The 19,630-nt window shown below is 52.0% G+C and carries 18 protein-coding genes; all 18 read left to right on the top strand.

The annotated features are described in order from the left end of the window. Positions 1-29: 29 nt before the first annotated feature. The 18 genes from FD25_RS10770 (at position 30) to rbsR (ending at position 19,525) form a co-directional block, all read left to right on the top strand. Positions 30-251: a cold-shock protein gene (locus FD25_RS10770; protein ID WP_057804107.1), complete on the top strand. Its 222-nt coding sequence runs from the start codon at positions 30-32 to the stop codon at positions 249-251. 3 nt (positions 252-254) lie between these two features. After that, entirely contained in the window at positions 255-797 is a 543-nt protein-coding gene (locus tag FD25_RS10765; protein WP_057804104.1) for an NUDIX domain-containing protein, read from the top strand. Between the two features lie 8 nt (positions 798-805). Continuing rightward, positions 806-1,114, top strand: a complete 309-nt coding sequence (locus tag FD25_RS10760) for a hypothetical protein (protein ID WP_057804102.1) — start codon at positions 806-808, stop codon at positions 1,112-1,114. Between the two features lie 17 nt (positions 1,115-1,131). Next, the gene (locus tag FD25_RS10755) at positions 1,132-1,827 is read left to right on the top strand and encodes a 5'-methylthioadenosine/adenosylhomocysteine nucleosidase (RefSeq protein ID WP_057804100.1); all 696 of its coding nucleotides are present in this window, start codon (positions 1,132-1,134) and stop codon (positions 1,825-1,827) included. A 25-nt stretch (positions 1,828-1,852) separates the two neighbouring features. Continuing rightward, complete coding sequence (locus FD25_RS10750; protein ID WP_057804097.1) at positions 1,853-3,019, top strand: cysteine desulfurase family protein; 1,167 nt, start codon at positions 1,853-1,855, stop codon at positions 3,017-3,019. 1 nt (position 3,020) lies between these two features. Then, the gene (locus tag FD25_RS10745) at positions 3,021-3,362 is read left to right on the top strand and encodes a DUF1831 domain-containing protein (protein ID WP_057804095.1); all 342 of its coding nucleotides are present in this window, start codon (positions 3,021-3,023) and stop codon (positions 3,360-3,362) included. 168 nt (positions 3,363-3,530) lie between these two features. Continuing rightward, positions 3,531-5,615 carry a DUF262 domain-containing protein gene (locus tag FD25_RS10740; RefSeq protein ID WP_057804093.1) on the top strand — a complete coding sequence of 695 codons (2,085 nt, stop codon included), beginning with the start codon at positions 3,531-3,533 and terminating at the stop codon, positions 5,613-5,615. Positions 5,616-5,943: 328 nt separating this feature from the next. Further along, positions 5,944-6,801, top strand: a complete 858-nt coding sequence (locus tag FD25_RS10735) for a metallophosphoesterase family protein (protein WP_057804091.1) — start codon at positions 5,944-5,946, stop codon at positions 6,799-6,801. A gap of 135 nt (positions 6,802-6,936) precedes the next feature. Next, positions 6,937-8,067 carry a tRNA 2-thiouridine(34) synthase MnmA gene (mnmA, locus tag FD25_RS10730; RefSeq protein ID WP_057804089.1) on the top strand — a complete coding sequence of 377 codons (1,131 nt, stop codon included), beginning with the start codon at positions 6,937-6,939 and terminating at the stop codon, positions 8,065-8,067. A 165-nt stretch (positions 8,068-8,232) separates the two neighbouring features. Further along, positions 8,233-8,889: a histidine phosphatase family protein gene (locus tag FD25_RS10725; protein ID WP_057804087.1), complete on the top strand. Its 657-nt coding sequence runs from the start codon at positions 8,233-8,235 to the stop codon at positions 8,887-8,889. Between the two features lie 13 nt (positions 8,890-8,902). Beyond that, positions 8,903-9,586, top strand: a complete 684-nt coding sequence (locus FD25_RS10720) for a tetratricopeptide repeat protein (RefSeq protein ID WP_057804085.1) — start codon at positions 8,903-8,905, stop codon at positions 9,584-9,586. Between the two features lie 6 nt (positions 9,587-9,592). Further along, on the top strand, positions 9,593-12,103 hold the full coding sequence (gene recD2, locus FD25_RS10715) for an SF1B family DNA helicase RecD2 (RefSeq protein WP_057804082.1): 2,511 nt from the start codon (positions 9,593-9,595) through the stop codon (positions 12,101-12,103). A 90-nt stretch (positions 12,104-12,193) separates the two neighbouring features. Further along, positions 12,194-13,180, top strand: coding sequence for a ribose-phosphate diphosphokinase (locus FD25_RS10710; RefSeq protein ID WP_057804080.1), 987 nt, complete (start codon positions 12,194-12,196; stop codon positions 13,178-13,180). A 59-nt stretch (positions 13,181-13,239) separates the two neighbouring features. Further along, on the top strand, positions 13,240-14,295 hold the full coding sequence (locus tag FD25_RS10705; protein ID WP_057804078.1) for an acyltransferase family protein: 1,056 nt from the start codon (positions 13,240-13,242) through the stop codon (positions 14,293-14,295). A gap of 181 nt (positions 14,296-14,476) precedes the next feature. Next, complete coding sequence (locus tag FD25_RS10700) at positions 14,477-16,123, top strand: peptide ABC transporter substrate-binding protein (protein WP_057804076.1); 1,647 nt, start codon at positions 14,477-14,479, stop codon at positions 16,121-16,123. Positions 16,124-16,315: 192 nt separating this feature from the next. Continuing rightward, on the top strand, positions 16,316-17,224 hold the full coding sequence (gene murQ, locus FD25_RS10695) for an N-acetylmuramic acid 6-phosphate etherase (protein WP_057804074.1): 909 nt from the start codon (positions 16,316-16,318) through the stop codon (positions 17,222-17,224). Between the two features lie 152 nt (positions 17,225-17,376). Then, complete coding sequence (locus FD25_RS10690) at positions 17,377-18,366, top strand: aldo/keto reductase (protein ID WP_057804072.1); 990 nt, start codon at positions 17,377-17,379, stop codon at positions 18,364-18,366. Between the two features lie 142 nt (positions 18,367-18,508). Then, on the top strand, positions 18,509-19,525 hold the full coding sequence (rbsR, locus tag FD25_RS10685; protein WP_057804070.1) for a ribose utilization transcriptional repressor RbsR: 1,017 nt from the start codon (positions 18,509-18,511) through the stop codon (positions 19,523-19,525). Positions 19,526-19,630: the final 105 nt, after the last annotated feature.

Genomic DNA, 19,630 nt, shown 5'->3' with positions numbered 1-19,630 from the left:
GTATATCTAGACGGGAGGGAAAAGTGCGTATGTTAACCGGTACGGTAAAAAGTTATAGTGAACAGCGGGGCTTCGGCTTTATCACCACGCCAGCAGATGGCGAAGTGTTCGTGTACTACACGGGCATTCTTGGCGACGGCTTTCGCAAATTAGAAGCGGGTCAGACCGTTCAATTTGTGATTGTCCAGGGCCAACGGGGACCGCAAGCGGCCAAAGTCACGCCAGTCGTGACGGCAGATCAGGAGGCGTAGCGCATGGACCTAGAAGAACACGTTGAATCTTCGGAAACGTTGTACGACGGGGTGATTGTGCGGCTCGAACGCCAGCAGGTTCGGTTACCTAACGGTGAAGCCGCTACCCGTGAAATCGTTCGGCACGTGGGCGCCGTGGGCATCTTAGCGTTACCAGATGCCGACCACATGATCTTAGAACGCCAGTGGCGGGCGCCCATCGCTAAGGCGACGCTGGAGATTCCAGCCGGTAAGCTCGACAGTCGCGATGCCGATAATATCGAACACGCGGTCCGGCGGGAATTAAATGAAGAAATTCGTTACGAACCGGGAACGTTGAAGCGGATTACCGGGTTTTATTCAAGTGTGGGTTTTTCCGACGAGTATATGACGCTCTTTCTGGCGACCGACTTAAAGCCGGTGACCACGAAACTGCCCCGCGATCAGGGGGAAAACTTGGAACTGTTGACGGTCACTAAAGCGGAGGCGCAAGCCATGATCGACCGCGGTGAGATCGAAGACGCCAAGACCATTACGGCCATCTATTACTGGCTTTTACAAAAGTAGGTGACGGGATGCGAAACGATTGGCAATCCGATGATGATCGGCCCAAGACACGGGCGGATTATCGTCGAGAACAGGAACAAGCAGATCGGGCGGCCAACGACCGGGAACGCCAGCGGACCACTGCGGAGCGACAGTCCGACCGTGACTACCCGGACGGCCGGCCGGAAACCGGAACTGATCCGAACCAGAACTTTTCGGATGACCACACGCCCACAGCGAAGCAACATCGCTTGGGCCGTCGCCTCAATTGGGCCATCTTTTGGCTGGCGGTGCTGATTGTGGCCGTGTATTTAATCTTATTTTTCGTAGAATTTTAGAGGAGTGACTCACAATAATGACATTCGGCGTGATCTGTGCCATGGAAGAAGAAATCAAAGAACTTAAAGCGGTCTTACAGGACGAACAAACCACGGATATTCACGGTTTGGAATTCTATCAAGGAACCATTCACGACCAAAGTGTCGTTCTGGTGCGCTCCGGAATTGGGAAAGTCGAAGCCGGGTTAACCACGGCTTTACTGATCACCCAGTTCAACGTGGACGTGGTCATCAACTCCGGTTCGGCGGGCGCTTTAGCGGCCGGCTTAAAGATCGGGGACGTGGTGATCTCGACCGAAACGGCCTACCACGATGCCGACGCGCGGGCCTTTGGCTACGAGTACGGTCAACTCCCACAACAACCGGCCCGGTTCACCGCGTCGAAGACCTGGGGCGACCAAATTGCGGCGGCGGCAAGCCAAACGGGTTTGACCACCAAACAAGGCTTGATCGTGTCCGGTGACCAGTTCTTAAATGGTCCGGCGGCCACGAAGCCAATCTTGGAACACTTCCCGGATGCACTTTCCGGTGAAATGGAAGGGGCGGCTGTGGGGCAGGTGGCTCACCAGTTTGACGTGCCTTACGTGGTCGTTCGGGCGATGTCCGACACGGCGGATAATAACTCCGGTGTTGATTTTGATGATTTCATCATCGACGCCGGTCGGCAATCGGCACAGATGTTATTAGCACTCTTTGCCGCACAACAGAAGTAACCATAGTTTCTAGGAGGTTTTGGTAGTGAAGGAGATTTACTTAGACAACGCGGCCACCACGCCCTTGTCCCCGGCAGTTTTGACGGAGATGACGGATAAGATGGCCCACGTTTTCGGCAACGCCTCAACGCTGTACGGGTTGGGACGCGAAGCGCACACAATTATGGAAAACAGTCGGCAGGTGATTGCGGACAGCATTCACGCGGCCAGCGATGAAGAGATTGTCTTCACCAGTGGTGGGAGTGAAAGTGATAATACCGCCATCACCCAAACGGCGCACGCGCGACAAGCGTTAGGTAAACACATCATTACCACGGCCATCGAACACAAGGCCATTTTAGAGCCGCTCAAGGCGCTAGAACAAGAAGGGTTTGAAGTTACGTACCTTCCCGTGGATCAGCACGGTCGGATTAGCCTCGACGATTTTCAGGCGGCCTTACGCGACGATACGATCTTGGTGTCCATCATGATGGGCAATAACGAGGTCGGCAGTCGGATGCCCATTCACGAGATCGGGGAGATTCTAAAGGACCACCAGGCGTGGTTCCATACCGATGCCGTGCAGGCTTATGGGTTGTTAGACATCGACGTCCAACGCGACCACATCGACCTGTTGTCCACGTCGGCGCACAAGATCAACGGCCCCAAGATGATGGGGTTCCTGTATCGGCGTGAGGGGATTAACTTCCCGAGTCTGATCAAGGGGGGCGACCAGGAAGAAAAGCGACGGGCCGGGACCGAAAACGTACCCGCCCTGGCCGGATTTGCCACGGCCGTTCAAGCCTTGACACCCGAAGTGAAGGCTCAACGGCAGACGAAGTATCACGACTTCAAACAACACGTGGTCGATGGGTTGACCCAAAACGGCATCGACTTTGAAGTGAACGGGTCATTGACCGGCGAGAACTTGAATCACGTGCTGAACATTTGGATCAAGGGCGTGTCGACTTACGTGATGCAGACCAATTTAGACTTGGCCGGGATTGCGGTGTCGGGGGGGTCTGCCTGCACGGCGGGCTCAATCGAGCCGTCCCACGTGCTCACGGCGATGTTTGGGGCGGACAGTCCCCGAATTGGCGAATCGATTCGGTTATCGTTTGGGGCTTACACCACGATGGCGGACCTGGACGCCTTTATCGCCGCCGTAACTAAGATTGTGACGCGGTTAAAGCATACCAGTGAGGTGAAGTAACGTGTTATTTGAAAAGCAGATGCAAATTGATGGGGATACCGACGTTTACGAACTCGACCCCAACATCAAAGCCTACGCCTTAAAGGACGTGGGGTTCCAAGTTTCCAATGCCGGCAACTACACCCTGGAACGGTCGGTCGATCCGACTTCGCCGTACAACCGTAACCAGATGTTAAAAATCACGATTGCTAAGGACTTATCTGGCTTCAAGATGGCGACGACAAATGCCTCAGGCAACCGCCGTTTGAACATCTTTAAGGGGCCACACGCCGAAGGCAACGTGGAACAGTATCATTTTATTATGCAAAACTTGATTGACCGGGAAATTCTGCGGAAGCAATAACCGGCCATATAAATGAATTAATAATAGCTCTTTTATCTAGGATAAGAGGGCTTTTTATTTTGACATGTTTTATCTGGCAATCGATGGAGTGTCGTATAATTGTAAGAGAAAACAGACTGTACTTGGCTAAAGGGCACTTATTTCTAAATGTAAAGGAAGGTTGTTGTTATGCAAGGTAGCCCCAAAATGATTATACGAATCATACATAATGAAGATAAAATCTATATTCCTCTTTATCAGCGACGCTATAGTTGGGGAACAGACCAAGTTCAACGGTTGGTTGAAGATATTCTTATGGCGGAACAACGAGGGCTGGATAAGTATTTTATCGGTAGCTTAATTTTAGATTTAACGACAACGGATGCGGTTGCTGTCATTGATGGACAACAACGATTGACGACAATATCATTATTTTTAATAGCATTACGAGATTTAATGGCTGTAACTGATGAGCGGCAGGCAAGAATAATTAATGATAAGTATCTCGTTGATCCCTACGATGAAGAAACCGTCTATCATAATCGTTTGAAACCAGTTGATGGGGACGAACAGCAATATATTGATGTTCTGTTGCATGGTGATCAGGCAAAGCCATCGTTATTTAAGCTAAACTATCAGTATTTTAAGAATGCTGTTCAAAGTGGTGTGCTCTCAGTTGAAGACTGGCTAAATCTATTACAAATGAAATTACAAGCGATGGTGATTACAGTTCAACCAGGAGATGATGCCCAACTCATCTTTGAAAGTCTTAATTCGACAGGATTAGGGTTAACTGAGTCGGATAAAATTAGAAATTATCTATTAATGGGACTGGAACGTGATGCTCAAACGCAGGCTTTTGAAGTTTGGAAATCAATTGAAAGGCTAGTTCATCGTGAAAATATCTCGAATTTTTATCGGCATTACTTAACATCGTTGGCAACCTCATCGAAGCCAGTGAAGAAAAATGATATCTATGATAACTATCGACAAGAGATTGGACTTCATCCTAATTTTGATCGTTATTCGGAATTATTAGAAGAAGAAAAGGTTGCCAAAATTTATGCTAAAATTCAGTTTCCACAAGAGTATCAGTTTACGGATCAGACTACGCAACGATTATTGATTAGATTATCTCATTTACATATGGATGTAATGATGCCGTATTTCCTACAAATTTTTGATTTGTACGAAAAGCAAAAACTATCGCTTAATGGATTAAATGAAGTTCTGCAAACGGTTTTAGGATATCTTGCAAGACGACTATTTGTCGGTATTCCAAGCACGGGATTAAACAACTTTTTTACGACCTTGAATCGCCAAGTACAGCGTCTAACGAAAAATAATGATATTAATTATCCACGAGCATTAGAAGTGGTATTAACGCACAAAGTTAAAGAAAATAAGATTTTTCCGTCTAATGCAATGATAATGGATGCACTGACATCTAAGGATTACTATCATATTAGAACAGAATCTTTCTGGTTTATTATGGATGAACTGAACAATTGGCGTGGAGAAACGCAAATGTTATTTGAGCGAGCTGAGAATGGCGATTTTTCAATTGAACATATTTTGCCGCAGACGTTAAGCCGAAGCTGGCAACAAAATTTAGGACAAAATTGGCATGATATTCAAGTTACCTGGATTAACCGGCTTGCTAATTTAACCTTAACGGGTTTTAATTCACAGATGAGTAACCATAGTTTTCGTGATAAGCGAGATGCCCCTAATGGTTACAGAGATTCTGGGATAAAATTAAATCAGACCTTGGTTGGAATGGATGAATGGAATGAAAGTTCGTTAAAGCAGCGACAATCTGATTTATATCAACGAGCACTTAAGGTTTGGCCATTACCGAGTGTTGTCGATGTTGAAATAGACGCGGGTGAGTGGGTAAGTTTAGCGGATATTGATCCAAAGGGAGAGAAACCAATAACGTTTAGTTTTAAGGAGCAAAGAGATGTTTCGATTAAGAGTTGGAAAGAACTTTATGATCGAATTGTTAATATATTGTGGTTGGATAATCCACCAATATTCTATAAATTAGCCAATGATGATGCGGAATGGTTGGTAAAATATAATCATGAGGTTAGTGATTCAATTCAGTATCGTCAGTTAGATAATGCAGATCAACATCAGGGTTTAAGTGTTTATTCCGGTGGTGCATCGGCCCAAGATCGGAAAAGGCATATTCAACGTTTTCTGACAGCAAGCAATGATTCATTAGAGAATGTCCAAGTGAAGTTGAATAGAGGGGGTAGCTTTGCGTGAAAAATAGTATCGTTTGTATTTTCTAGTCGGGGCGATGCTGGCTAATAAATAACAAGTGTGCGTTGATACGGGCCATGTTGCCCTTGAAGTACTGTAGGTTAAGTTTACAATGTACAGCCTGGAGGCGAGCAGGGGCTCAGCCAGCGAAATTGTGGTTAGTCAGCGTATTTTGCTGACTTACCACAAGGCCGAGTTTTGAAACTCGCGGGTTTAGCGAGGTTCAAAATCGTGCCCGCAGGCGTTCCAGCCCCTGAGCGCCGGAAGGCGACCAGTTTTATCCCAATCAGCGTTATTACGTAATAGTTTTTCAAGAAGGTGAAGAGAGTTTATGGCGAAAATTGCGGTTATTTCGGACGTTCACGGCAACGTCACGGCACTGCAAGCAGTCCTAGCCGATGCACGGGCCGCCGGCTGCACGGATTATTGGTTTTTAGGCGATCTGTTCTTACCGGGACCGGGAGCTCACGAGTTATTGACGACGTTAGACGCCTTACCCATCACGACCTACGTGCGGGGCAACTGGGAAGATATCCTGTTTGCCACGGTTGACGGCGCCATTGACCGCACCGACCCCATCGACGTCTACGCGACCATCTTGGGGCATTACGTATGGACCCATCTGACCCCGGCCGACCACCGCCGGTTACGCGCGTTGCCCATGGTCCAACGGCGAACCGTCAACGGGTTGACCTACCAGCTGACCCATAACCAACTGACCAAGAACTTTGGCCATACGCTGATGCCCGCCCAGGATCAAGCGGCGTTCGACCAGCTAGCGGCCGGTCACGCCGACGTGCTGTTGTACGGGCATACGCACCACCAACTGGTGCGGCAGAGTAGCGCGGGCCAATTGATTATCAATCCGGGAACCGTGGGGATGCCCTTTACTCAGTGGGCGGCCTTTGCCAAGGACTTGCGGGCGCAATACGCGATTCTGACCACAAGCGACTTTTACGCGCCGACGGTGGACTTACGGCGAGTGGCTTATAACGCCGAAACGGAAATTGCGTTGGCGCGGGCCGCACAATTGCCCTATCTGGACCTCTATACGGCTCAATTGCACACTGGCGTGGTGCGAACCCACGATCGTCCGGCGTTAACGGCGGCCACCCAACGCCACGGGTATCAGGCCGAGTTTGCGCGCTTGTGTGCCCAATTTCCAGCCGATGGACGGGTCCGAGATTAGGGCGGTTTGGAAACGGGTGAAAAGAAACGCCAGGCTTGCAAAATGGAAACGAAATCGTTACACTGATAAATACTGGACTTGTGCGACCTTCAACTCGTAGATTCTCCAGAATCTGATAGAAATGATGGTGATACCATGCAAGACAACAGCCAAACACGTGTGGTTGTCGGAATGAGCGGCGGTGTCGATTCTTCCGTGGTAGCGTTACGCTTAAAGCAGCAGGGCTACGACGTCGTGGGCGTTTTCATGAAAAACTGGGACGACACGGATGAGAACGGCGTCTGCACCGCGACCGAAGACTATAAGGACGTGGCCAAGGTTGCCGCTAAGATCGGGATTCCCTATTACTCGGTCAACTTTGAAAAGGAGTATTGGGACCGCGTGTTCACGTACTTCTTGGACGAGTATAAGAAGGGCAGAACGCCCAACCCCGATGTGATCTGTAACAAGGAAATCAAGTTCAAGGCTTTCTTGGATTACGCTTTAGAGTTAGGAGCCGACTACATCGCGACCGGGCATTACGCGCAGTTAACGCGGGACGCCGAGGGTCACAACCACTTGTTGCGGGCCGTTGACCAGAACAAGGATCAGACCTACTTCTTGAGTCAGCTTTCCGCCGAGCAGTTGGACCGCGTGATGTTCCCGATTGGGGACTTGGTCAAGAAGACCCAGGTGCGTCAGTTGGCTGAGGAGGCCGGCTTGGCTACGGCTAAGAAGCCCGATTCCATGGGAATCTGCTTCATCGGTGAGAAGGGGAATTTCAAGGATTTCTTGAACCACTACTTACCCGCCAAGCCCGGCAAGATGATGACCGTTGACGGTGAAGTCAAGGGTGACCATGCCGGTCTGATGTACTACACGATTGGTCAGCGCCGGGGCTTAGGCATCGGCGGTGACGGCATCGATAACGAGCCGTGGTTCGTGATCGGTAAGGACTTGAGCCAAAATATCCTGTACGTGGGTAAGGGTTACCATAATCCGCACCTGTACGCGACGCACTTGGCCGCTTCCGATATCCACTGGGTCAACACGATCGACCGGGGCCAGGACTTCCACTGCACGGCGAAGTTCCGTTACCGGCAGCAGGATACCGGCGTGACCGTTCATCTGAGCGATGATGGTCAGCAGGTCACCGTCGAATTTGACGACCCCGCCCGCGCCATCACGCCGGGCCAGGCCGTGGTCTTCTACGACGGCAACGAGTGCCTGGGTAGTGCCATTATTGACGCGGCCTACAACGAGGAACGTCAGTTACAATTAATTTAATTTTTAGAAAAGAGTCCGGGAGCGCCCGGGCTCTTTTTGGCGTTTAACGGGCTTTTTGGCCCAGTTACTTTGAAAACGGCGCGAAAACTGGCATAATATGTAAAGATTGATTCAACAGAATTTAAAGCTCACGCGGGATAAACCGTTGAAAGGACGCTTAAACTTATGAAACTATACTTCATTCGTCACGGGAAAACGCAGTGGAATCTGGAAGGACGGTTCCAGGGTGCCGGGGGTGATTCGCCGTTGTTACCGGAGAGCTATCAACAAATGGTGCAGGTAGGCCGGTACTTACGCGGCATTCCCTTCACGCACGCCTATGCTAGTCCCATCAAACGGGCGCGGGTCACGGCTCAACACGTAATTCGCGAACTTCACCAAAAGGTACCGCTGACGTTGATGAGTCGGCTAGAAGAATTCCATTTGGGAAAGATGGAAGGCCAAACCTTTTCCTCAATTCAGGATCGGTTTCCGGCCGAACTGGACGCCTTTCGTAACCATCCCGACCGTTACACCACGACCGAAATTGGGGGGGAAACCTTCCAACAGGTGATCGACCGGATGACCCCGGCGATTCAAACCATCGTCGCCAACAACCCCCAGCCGCAGGATAACGTCTTAGTGGTGGGGCACGGGGCGGCCTTAAATGCCGAAATCAACGCCTTACTGGCGACACCGTTAGCCGATCTACGCCGCCGGGGTGGGATTCGTAACACCAGTGTCACGGTCCTTGAGACAAATGACGGGCAACACTTTGACCTGCTGGATTGGAACAATACCAGCTTTCTGACGGCCACCGCGACGCCGACCGATACGATTTAGACGAGGTGATCACATGACAGAACCCACTTCCGCCAGCCGAGCAGCGGATAAACAACGCTCAGAAAAGTTAGTGCACCAATTGGTCCAACAGATTACCCAAGAACCCGGTGACTTCGAACCCTATTACGAACTGGCCACCGTCTTGGTTGATCTCAACTCGTACGCTCAGGCCGAAGAACTCTTGATGAAGGCCTTAGGACTATTTGCCGCACAGCCGGCTGCCGTCGAGCGTCTGCATTACGGGTTGGGCAACGTGTACTACGCGGCCCAGGATTACCCTAAGGCCATCGCGCAGTTTGATCAGTTGAACGATCAACTCAAGGGCGCCGGGTACTTGATGATTGCCCAGAGCCACATGGCTAACGGTGATCACAAGCGGGCCTTGGCTTTTGCATTGACCGCGTTGACCAGTCAGCCGCAAGACGTGGCGACCCTCCAGGTCGTGGCCGAAAACTTACTGGCACTGGGGAACATGGCTCAGGCGGCCCAGTATTACGATCAGGTATTGGCCCTAGATGCCGAAAATGGCCGGGCCACGTTTGACCGGGGACTCGTTGCGATGGTTCAAGGGGACCCGTACGCCCAGTATTTTGACCGGGCGAAGCGCCTCGACCCGACTTATTATGCACAAGGTCAAAAGAAATTAGGCGACATCGAAAAGTTCATTCAAGCGCAACACAAACAAAAGAAGGAGTAATCAGGCATGGCAACCGAATCTTTGGATTTACTCGCGACCGATAACGGCTCCAAGGCCGACTACGTGGTGGGCACGGTGAGTGCGGTCTTCTTTGCCAGTCAGGATAGTTTTTATAAGGTCATGCTGGTCAAGGTCAGTGAGACCAGTTTAGATTGGCACGAAGACGAAATCGTGGTCACCGGGAACTTTGCGGATATCAAAGACGACGTGGCCTACCGGTTCACCGGTAAGCGAGTGGAACACCCTAAATACGGGGTTCAGTTCCAAGCGGATAATTATCAAAACGAAACCCCGACCTCACGTAACGGGGTGATCGCTTATTTGAGTGGCGAAGACTTTCCGGGCGTCGGTAAGAAGACCGCTGAGCGGGTAGTGGACGCGCTGGGCAACGACGCCATCGAGGCCATTTTAAACGATCATACGGTACTGGATTCCTTGGGTTTGTCGCCCAAGGTGAGCCAAACGCTGATCGATAACCTGCAAGCCAACAATGGGATGGAACAGATTATTATTGGGTTGAACGGGTACGGTTTTGGGAGTACGTTGGCTGCCGCGATTTACAACCACTATCAGGAAAAAACGCTGGACGTGATTCACGAAAATCCCTACCGCTTAGCCGAGGACATCGCCGGGGTCAGCTTTAAACGGGCCGATCAGATTGCCACGCAGCTAGGCTATGCGCCGGACCGCCCCGAACGGTTACGGGCCGGCATCCTCCAAACGTTACGGGACCTGTCCGTAGCCAACGGGGATACCTATACCACGGCCAAGCCGTTATTGACGACCGCGTTAGGCCTCTTGGAGAATAGCCGCAACGTCCGGTTGAACCCGCAAGATCTGGCAACCCAGTTATTGGAACTAGCCAAGCAGCAGAAGGTGGTCGGTGACGAGCAACGGATCTACCTAAAGCCGTTATACGACGACGAGTGGCAGATTGCCGAACACTTGAACCGACTCTTGCAGGCTGATGAGACGGATTTGGCGGAGCAGTTTAACGATGACGCCATTCAAAAACAACTGCGGGTCGTTGAAAAACAGACGGACATTACTTACGACGACTCACAGACCGCCGCTTTAACTGCGGCAGTTCGCTCGAAGGTCTTACTGTTGACTGGGGGACCGGGGACCGGTAAAACCACGATCATCCGGGGCTTGGTACAGTTATACGCGCGGTTACACGGCCTGTCGCTAGACATTAACGAATACAAGGAGCGGCCGTTTCCAATCTTGCTAGCGGCCCCCACCGGACGAGCCGCCAAGCGGATGAGTGAGACCACCGGCCTTCCCGCCAGCACGATTCACCGGTTACTCGGTTTGACCGGGAGAGAAGCCGACATTGAGGACGCCACTACTAAGGATTTGGAGGGGGGACTGCTGATCGTCGATGAGGTGTCGATGGTCGACGTGTCGTTGATGAAGGTCCTCCTTCGCGCCGTTCCGGTGGGGATGCAGGTGATCTTCGTCGGGGATAAGGACCAACTGCCTTCCGTGGGGCCCGGTCAGGTCTTTCACGACCTCTTAGCCAGCGACCAACTGACCAAGATCCAGCTAGATACGATTTATCGCCAGGGAGATGGGTCCTCGATTATCCCGTTGGCCCACGCTATCAAGAACGGCCAGCTCCCCGCCGATTTCACCAAAAATCAACCAGACCGTTCGTTTATCGCCTGTCACGCTAACCAGGTGGCCGACGTTATCGATCAAATCGTGGGCAAGGCCCATCAAAAGGGCTTTAGTGCCGCCGACATTCAGGTTCTAGCGCCAATGTACCGGGGCACGGCCGGCATTGACCGGCTCAACGAGGTCTTGCAGGGGATTCTCAACCCTAAGAAGAGTGAACGAACCAAGGAAGTTGAGTTTCGGCACCAACGCTTTCGGATTGGGGACAAGGTCTTGCACCTGGTCAACAGTCCCGAAAATAACGTATTCAACGGTGACATTGGGACCATTACCGGGATCGACTTGGCCAGTGACAAACACAGTAAGGTCAAGAGTGATCAGCTGACGATTGCCTTTGAGCAGACCGAGGTAACTTACACGCGTAACGACTGGATCCGCTTGACCCTGGCCTACTGCATGTCAATTCACAAAGCCCAGGGTTCCGAATTTAAGTTGGTCATCTTGCCGATGGTCAGTCAGTACAGCCGGATGCTACAACGAAATCTGCTCTATACGGCGGTGACCCGGGCGGCCCAGATGCTGATCTTGGTGGGGGAACCGCAAGCCTTTACTGCGTGTGTAGAGAATTTGTCGGTTAACCGCCACACCACGTTGACTCAGCGGATTCAGGCGGTGTTGGCCCCGGATGCACCACAGACGCCGGCGACCGACAGTCCTGCGCCAACGCCGAACGCCACGCCAGCGACTGAGGAATCGACGCCCCAACCAGCGCCAACCGATCAACCGGTAACGCCACCGGATAACCGGTTAACACCGGAACTGGCGTTAGCCGGTCAGATTGACCCGATGATTGGGATGCAGGGGATTACGCCCCAACAATTTATGCCCCAGGCCTAAAAACGTTCGGTTAAACGTTGCGTTTACGGCGGGAAATTGCGATAATGAAGACGAGTTAATTTAACCAGTGAACAAGCATAGGAGGCTGTTATGGTAGAACAGGTCGAAGCGGGCAAAATGAAGCTCTTTGCCTTAAGCTCTAACCGGCCCTTAGCCGAAAAGATCGCCCGGGTAGCCGGCGTTGAATTAGGTAAGGCAACCGTTAAACATTTTAGTGACGGTGAAATTCAAATCAGTATTGATGAAAGCATCCGGGGGGATGAACTCTTTATCATTCAGTCCGTCTCTGATCCCGTGAACACCAACCTCATGGAGTTATTGATCATGGTGGATGCCGCTCGGCGGGCCAGTGCCGCGAAAATCAACGTGGTCATTCCGTACTACGGTTACTCTCGAGCCGACCGTAAAGCCCGTTCGCGGGAACCCATTACAGCTAAGCTCGTGGCCTCACTCCTCCAAATGGACGGGGTCAACCGGGTGATTGCGCTGGACCTACATGCGGCGCAACTACAAGGCTTCTTCGATATTCCGGTCGACCATCTGCAAAGTGACCGGTTATTAGCCAGCTACTTTGAAGAGAATACCGAGTTAACCGCAGAGAATACGGTCGTCGTGGCTCCCGACCATGCTGGAGTCAGTCGGGCCCGGCGGTTAGCCGAACTGTTGGGAACCCCCATCGCCATCATCGACAACCGGAGCGAGACCGAAAATGCGGCTCATCCGGAAGCCGTCATTGGGGACGTGCGGGGCAAACACGCCATCCTCGTGGATGACATCATCGATACGGCCGTGCGGATTTCCGTTTCGGCGGTGGCCCTGCGCAACGCTGGTGCCGCTAGCGTGTACGCTTGTGCGACCCACGCCGTTTTATCCGGTGACGCGACGAAGCGCATCGACGACGCCCCGTTAGAAAAGGTGGTCGTGACGGATTCGATTCAGATTCCGGCCGACAAGCAAAGCGACAAGTTTGTGGTCATGTCCGTCGACGATCTCTTCGGTCGGGCCATCAACTTGATCTATAACGAACAACCCGTTGACCAACTTTTTCGGTCACCGATCACGAAACAACAACAGTAATCGTCATCGTTTTAAGGGGGACTCGGTGGAGTCGCCCTTTTTTGGTAAGGACTGAGAAGATGGAGCAACGCGTAACGCCCCCGGTAACCGACATTGGCGACTACCTCAAGGTGGCGGCCTGTACTGCCGTCATGTTGCAGTCGGTTTTAGGGTTCGCCATGGCCGCTCACCCCACGGCTAGGCAGCAGTGGGTTTTGGGGAGCGTCTACAACCTAGTTAAATTTACGGCCCCGGCGTTTATTTTTGGTATCCTGTACACCACGATACGCCAACGGAGAGACTTTCCGCTGCAAACCAACCGGCAGTATTGGCGCCAGCAGTGGTCGGCTCTGGGGGTTCCCACGGTGTGGTGGACGGTGATTTACCTGGAGATTTTGCCCGGCAGTCAACAACACGGGGCTTACCAGACGGTGGGCCAGTTTCTCTGGCAGGCCGTCAGTGGCAACGCCGCCCCGCACCTGTGGTACAACACCATGATGTTACAGTTTATTGGGGTCATGCCACTTTTTTGGGTGTGGTCCCGGTGGGTCGGTCGACGGCAAGCCCGGGCCTGGGTCAGCCTAGGAGTCACGGGACTCTTCTACGGGGGCTGGCTGTGGTGGTTTCCCCACGCGCCCACCTATCTGGTCGACCGCCTCGCACTCAGCTTTCTCCCGTACGCCGTGACGGGGGCCTTGTGGGCACAATTTAAGTCGGGACCGCGGACCCTGCAACGGTACTGGCCGGTGGTCACGCTGGCTTGGCTGGGCGCCTGGGGGTGGTTGAGTGGTCAACTCGTGGCCCGGGGTCTACCGGTCCGGTTGGCTGCAGCCAGTTATTACCAGTTGTCCGGCACCTTCTACGCCTTTACCGTAATTGGACTGGTCAGTTGTTTAGCGGTCACCCAGTTACGTCACCGTTCAGCCTGGCTGCAGCCCATGCACTGGTTAGCGACCTATGCGTACCGCGCCTATCTCAGTCACGTTTTTTGGCTGGCCGGAATGTGGGCGTTGACCGGAAATTGGCCGTTAGGGTGGCGCGTTGTGGTCAGCTATCTGGGGACGTGGGGCCTAGCGTTTGTTACCACGTACGGCCTGCATTTAGGCTGGCAGCGGTTAAAATGGCAAAGGCATTAGGGAATGGCCTGGATTTCTCATCTGAGAGCCGTTCGACTTGCAAACAATTTTAAAAGTCGGTATGGTGGAAAGAGATGTTTTGCTTACGAAAAATTAGTATTTTCAGTGACCCGTTTGCTTGAGACACCGTGGGACGGTGGGCTCAGTACATCGCAGAAATTAAATTGAGGAGCGAGTGATTTTGAACGGAAAACACGTTGGCGTTTTAGTAGGAGTAAGTTTGCTGGTCATGGGGGGCCTAGCAGCTTGTGGGCAGTCCTCTTCGAGCAGTTCGTCGAAGGGCCTAGCCACTAAGCAAGAAGTGAAGTTGTCGGCAAAATCGGAAGTGACGACCCTGGATGTCTCCAAGGCGGCCGATTCGACCAGTTTGACCATGTTGTACCACACGCAAGAGGGACTCTTTCGGTTAGGTAAGAACGAAAAGTTAGTGAACGCTCTGGCCACGAAGACCACGGTGACTAACGGCGGCAAGCGGTACATCTTCAAGTTACGGAAGACTAACCGCTGGAACGACGGTAAACCAGTCACGGCTCACGATTTCGTGTACTCGTGGCAACGGACGGCTAACCCGAAGACGGCTTCGGAATACGCTTATCTGATGGCGGGGGTTAAGAACTTTAACCAGGTCCAATCAGGGAAGCTAGCGCCTAGTCAGCTGGGCGTCAAGGCCTTAGGTAACTACCGGTTGGAAGTGACGTTGAGCAAACCGGTCGCTTACTTTAAGCTGTTACTGGCCTTTCCGACCTTCTTCCCGCAAGAAAAGAGCGTGGTGGTCAAGGAAGGCAGCCGCTACGGTCATTCAGGGAGTACGACGGCTTACGACGGTCCGTTTAAGATGACCAAGTGGACCGGAACGTCGCAGAGCTGGAAACTGGTCAAGAACCCGAAATTCTGGGATAAGAAGCAGATTCACCTGCAAACCATGAATTTTCAGGTCGTGGCTGATCCGTCGACCGGCTTAAACCTTTACCAAAAGAAGGCGTTAGACGCCACGACGCTGGACGGAACCCAGGTGGCCAACCTTAAGAACAATTCTGATATGAAGACGTTCGTGGGGGGCTCGACCTACTATATGCAGATGAATGAAAAACGGGTCAAGGCCTTAAAGAACGTCAAGGTGCGCCAGGCCTTATCGCTCGCCATCGACAAGCAGCAACTAGCCAGTCACGTTTTACGGGATGGGTCGAAAGCGCCGTTAGGGTTCGTTTCACAAAACCTGACGCAAAATCCGAAGACCAAGGCCGACTTCGCCAAGGACGCTTACGTCAAGCAAGGAGTCGCCTACGATTTGCCACAAGCCAAAAAATTACTAAAGGCGGGCTTAAAGGCAACTGGAACCAAGCAATTAAACCTGACACTGATGTGTGACGACTTGGCGGTAACCAAGACCGTGGCCCAATACATTCAGGCCGAATTGGAGAAGTTACCTAACGTGAAGGTCTCGTTGAACACGTTACCGTACAAGACTCGGTTGAGTCGGTCGAACTCCGGTAACTTTGATTTGGTTCTGTCAAGTTGGGGCGCCGACTTTGCGGATCCAATCAACTTCTTGTCGTTGATGACCACGGGGAACACCAATAACAACGGTAGCTTTAGCGATGCGCAATACGACGCCTTGATCAAGCGCTCCGAGAACCAGGACGCTAACCGACCAACGGCGCGCTATAATGATTTAGTCAAGGCTGAAAAGCGGTTGATGACCCAGCAAGGGATTGTTGCGCTGTATCAGCCGGCGACGGTGGAACTGTGGAACGCGAAGGTCACGGGTTACGTTTGGAACCCGGCCGGCATGAGCCGCGGGTATCAATGGATGGCGGTTGAAAAATAAAGTTGTTATCTCGAAAAGAGAATTGGTCATTACCAATTCTCTTTTTATTGTCCCGAAATGAAAACGGTTGCTAACATTTTATAAAACGGAATTGAAATTCAGTATGGAACATGGTATACCTAAGATAGGTTTTATGAAAACGAATACATAAACTGAAAAATAAAGTTTTGTGTTAGGTTGGAGGATGACGAGATGCAATTAGATGAAATCTTGACGGAACAGCGTAATCACCGTTCGACCCATATCGATCGGGAATCAACGTTGGAGATGGTTGCCACGATCAACCGGGAAGACCAGCGGGTGGCCCGGGCGGTCCAAAAGCAGTTGCCCCAGATTGCGGCCGCAATCGATGCGGCGTACCCGAAATTTGATCAGGGTGGGCGACTGATTTACATTGGTGCCGGGACCTCTGGTCGTTTAGGGGTGATCGACGCGACGGAATTGCAACCCACGTACGGATTGACCGCGCAACAGACCTTCGGCTTGATTGCTGGCGGTCCCCGGGCGCTGACCCAAACCGTCCAGGCGGCCGAAGACTCACCAGAACTTGCTAAGGCCGACCTAGCCGCCATTCACCTGACTAGCGATGACGTGGTAGTAGCTAGTGCGGCGTCGGGGCAAACACCGTACACGGTGGCGGCCTTAAAAGACGCTCAAGACCAAGGTGCGCTGGGCATCGGTTTTTCCTGCATTGCCGACAGTCCTTTAGCCCAAGTAGCGGACTATCCAATTACGCCAGTTGTAGGTCCCGAGGTGATCACGGGGGCCACGCTGCTGAAGGCGGGGACGGCCGAAAAGATGGTCTTAAACATGCTGTCGACCGGGATCATGATCAAGACGGGGAAGGTGTACCAGAACCTGATGATCAACGTGGTCCCGACTAACGATAAGACGTTTGAACGGTCCAAGAAGATCATTGCGGAAGCCACGCAAACCTCTACACTAGCGGCCGAACGGGCCCTGGCCCGGGCAAATAACAACGTGCCGCTTGCCATTGTTCTGATCGAAACCAAAGGCACGATTGCGGAGGCCAAGGAATTGTTGGCCACCACGAACGGGCACGTTTCTCAAGCGGTTAAGTTGAGTGATGATCGCCACTAAATTGGGTCGACCAACTTGACTGGTCCACACCAATTCTCTATACTTTAGGAGGTATAAGATGGATGAGATTAAGGACGACTGTCCGGCATCGTTTAGCCGAGTCGTTCTTAACCGCATCATTGGTATGGAGCAGAAAGGAATGTGGCAATTACATGTACGTAGCAGATGAACACCGATACGAAAAAATGCCGATTCGACGCGCCGGCAACACGGGGTTTCAACTTCCCGCGATCTCCTTTGGAATGTGGCACAGTTTTGGGGAAGACGCGAACTACGCCGACACCCGCGACATTATTTTAAAGGCGTTTGACGCTGGCATCTTTAGTTTCGATTTGGCCGCTAACTACGGTCCCGGTACCGGGGAAGCCGAACGACTCTTCGGCCAGGTTTTTCACCGGGAGATGGAAGCTTACCGTGACGAGATGGTCATCAGTACCAAGGCGGGCTTTCATATGTGGCCCGGCCCTTACGGCCAGATGAGTTCCCGCAAGGCCTTGATTGCGTCGTTGGATCAATCGCTGGAACGGATGGGCTTAGACTACGTGGATATTTACTACAGTCACCGGTACGACGCTGAAACGTCACCCGAAGAAACGGCCGTGGCTTTAGATGACCTGGTCAAGCAAGGAAAGACCTTGTACGTGGGGATTTCTAACTACACGGCGCCCCAAGCCATGGCAATGGTCAAGATCTTTAAGGACCTGCACACACCGTTCGTGATGGATCAGGTGTCTTACAACATGTTGAACCAAAAGACCGCCCAAGATGGGTTATTCGACCGAATGCGGGAAAATAACGCGGGGATCATGGCCTATGGTCCCTTGGCGGAAGGCCTGTTAACGGATAAGTATCTGGATGGCATTCCGGACGACGTTAACATTCATTGGTCGAGCCAATACATCTTTAAGGATGGTCGGGACAAGATTTGGCATAAATTACAGGCGTTGAATCAGATTGCCCACAGTCGGGGTCAGAAATTATCCCACATGGCCTTGGCTTGGTTACTCCACGATCCCGTAGTGACCAGCGTAATTACCGGTGCTTCCAAGGCGGAGCACCTTTATGAAAACGTGAAGGCCGTGCAAAATTTGACGTTTGATCCGGAAGAATTGGCCGCCATTGATAAGATTCTTAAAGCATAAATAAAATAATTTAGGCGATGTCCCTGGGGGCATCGCCTTTTGTGTTTAAATTGGTCGAACCAGACCAATTTCCGAAAAAGCCCACCGTAGGACCGCCCAGTGGGGTATAATTTAAGAAAAACGTAATGGTGTGGAGGGTCCTATGACACGAAAAGTAACGATTCGAGACCTTGCCGAGGCAGCTGGTGTTTCGGTCACAACGGTCTCACAAATCTTAAACGGTAAGGGTGAACGGTTTAGCCTGGATACGCGCCATCGCGTACACCAACTTCAAGAAGAAATGGGGTACGTGCCCGACTTTAACGCGCGGAATTTAATTATGAAGTCCGCTCAAACAATCGGGGTCCTGGTGCCTAACCTGGGGAACCCCTTCTTTAGTATGTTTATCAAGGGAGTTCAGGCGGCTAGTCGGGAACGGCACTTTATCCCGTTGATCTTTGGGGCTAATCACGACCAAGAACTTGAGAGTTACTACCTTCAAGAACTGATTAAGCGCGCGGTCGATGGCCTGATCATTGCGAGTGCGTCGATCACTGGGGAGGCCATCGATAACATTCTCAAGAAAAACGGGATTCCGTACCTGTTGATCGACCAAAATGGGGGGCCCAGTCTGGACCGGATCCGTATCGACGATACCCGGGGCGGCCAATTGGCGGCGCAACATCTGTTAGCCCTGGGACACCGCCGCATCGCCGTGGTGATGCCCGAGCAACCGACGCAGAACTTGACCGTCCGCTTAGCCGGCTTTCGCCAAGCGCTCCAAGCGGCGGGGGTGACGTTGACCGCGGCGAACGTGGTTCAGTCGCCGATGACGAAGCTGGGTGGCTACCAGGCTGCGGCGGCCGTGATCGACCAACACCCGACGGCGGTTTTTGCCATTAATGACGAAACGGCATTGGGCTTGATTCGCGGCCTACACGAACGGGGACTGCGGGTGCCAGCTGATCTTTCCGTGTTAGGGTACGATGACATCGACCTCGACGAGTACGTGGTTCCCAAGCTCAGTAGCGTGCACCAACCGGTGGTCACCATGGGTGAGCAAGCCACGGAATTGTTGATCAATCGAATTCATAATCGGCGTCAAAGTGGGCAAACGGTCGACTTACCGGTCGACCTACGACAACGGGAGAGCACGGGGCCGGTGAACCAACAGAAATAATCCTTGTAAGCCCTTTCGGAATATGGTAATCTTACAAGTAGTCAAAATGAACGAAAATTACGTCGTCAGTGCGTAAAACGTTTTACACGTTATAGAGAACGAAGG

Source organism: Levilactobacillus acidifarinae DSM 19394 = JCM 15949 (genome assembly GCF_001434835.1).
Classification (GTDB): domain Bacteria; phylum Bacillota; class Bacilli; order Lactobacillales; family Lactobacillaceae; genus Levilactobacillus; species Levilactobacillus acidifarinae.
The sequence above is the reverse complement of the archived record's forward strand: the minus strand, read 5'-3'. Positions and strand labels throughout refer to the sequence as shown.